Origin of the sequence: Geminicoccus harenae (assembly GCF_019800005.1) — a bacterium.
Taxonomy (GTDB): Bacteria; Pseudomonadota; Alphaproteobacteria; order Geminicoccales; family Geminicoccaceae; genus Geminicoccus; species Geminicoccus harenae.
The window spans coordinates 1-1275 of record NZ_JABGCL010000156.1; the positions used below are offsets into that span (position 1 = coordinate 1).

Consider the following 1275-nt stretch of genomic DNA (forward strand, 5'->3'; position numbering starts at 1 on the left):
CCGTGCTTCCGGCAGATCTCGGCAACCGGCAGCCCGGCCTGACCCTCCTTCAGGATCCCGATGATCTGCTCTTCGCTGAACCGGCTCTTCTTCATCGTCCGTCTCCTGATCGACGGACCCTAGCTTCAGACCGAGGGCATTTCAGGGGGCAAGGTCACCGTCTCTGCCACTTCCTGCCACCCCTGGTCCGGCCGGCTGCACAGCTGCCGGCGTCGTTCGTCACGCTCTGTAGTCATCCAGGCAGTAATCTCGGCCATGGCGATCGCTACGCGGTCAGCGATCGCCGGCTGCTGAGATGCAGGCATGATTCCCTCCTGGTTGCGAGAGGACAGATGCACCGATGGCGCTGCCGGTGGAAGCTCACCAACGCATGCGTGGTCGCTCGTTCATGCGGTTGACGAGGCAGCACTTTGCCGGCGATGCGCGCACCTTGGCCTCATGCTGATTCTGAGGCATCCATCGCGGCGTTGTTCGACTATTCCTGATCAGTCAGCCGAGCTTCCTGTTCCAGGAATGCCAGCCGCTCCTCGAAGACGCGTAGCATGTCCTGCATGGCGGTGAGCAGGGCGCGGGAGCGAGTTGTAGAGTGGCGCCGCCATTGCGCCTGCATGGCCTGCCGTGCCTGCAGGGCGGCCTCGCTGTCGCGCGTGTTCCGGCCGGCCGCCTGCTGCCGCGCCAGGTAGGCGCAGGTCCGGTCGATCCCCAGTTCGCCGGCCGCCAGATGGTTCTCGGCCATGGTCAGCCGGGCCCGCAAGACCGCCCGGTCCGGCGGCGGCCGGCCGGGCAAGGGAAGAGGACGCATGGCCATGGCGGGGTTCCGATGGTTTGGCGGGAGCACACGCACCTCTCTGAGCCGCCGCGCCAGGGAGGGAATGCGGGCGGTGCCCGTCATACACGGCAGCGCCGGAATTACCGCATGCTGGCGTATTTTCTGCCGCCTGCCGGTGCGCAGCCGGGTCCATGTTATGACAACCCCGAACAAAGGTGCGGCCAGCTAAGAAGGAGCCAAACCAGTTCGACTCGACTTACGTTTGTGCGGGATACGGGCCGACGATCAGGCGCCGTCTGGCGGCACACCCTCCTGCTCCTCAAGCAGGAGGATGCTGTATCGCGCCACGGGTTCATCGGTCATGGATACCGACGGGGCTTAGGTAGGGAACTCATTCAGGTCCATGCTGAGGCGACGGCGACGAGTGCGAGGGCAGCCAGGTAGTTCCGGGCGAGGCGGTCGTAGCGGGTGGCGATGCGCCGCCAGTTCTTGAGCCGGCAAAACAG

Annotated in this window: 2 protein-coding genes and 1 pseudogene; all 3 read right to left on the reverse strand. The window is 65.4% G+C overall.

Annotation, left to right across the window (positions count from 1 at the left end):
* On the reverse strand, positions 1–95 hold a 95-nt coding region (locus HLA95_RS27360), incomplete at its 3' end, for a transposase (protein WP_222183311.1).
* 380 nt (positions 96–475) lie between these two features.
* Positions 476–808, reverse strand: a complete 333-nt coding sequence (locus HLA95_RS27365) for a hypothetical protein (RefSeq protein WP_191062493.1) — start codon at positions 806–808, stop codon at positions 476–478.
* Positions 809–1164: 356 nt separating this feature from the next.
* Positions 1165–1275 (reverse strand): annotated as a pseudogene (locus HLA95_RS27370) (IS5/IS1182 family transposase); the annotation flags it as partial.

What these genes read in the sequence shown, in the direction of transcription:
- HLA95_RS27365 (WP_191062493.1), bottom strand. Translation starts at nt 808, where the DNA reads ATGGCCATGCGTCCTCTTCCCTTGCCCGGCCGGCCGCCGCCGGACCGG.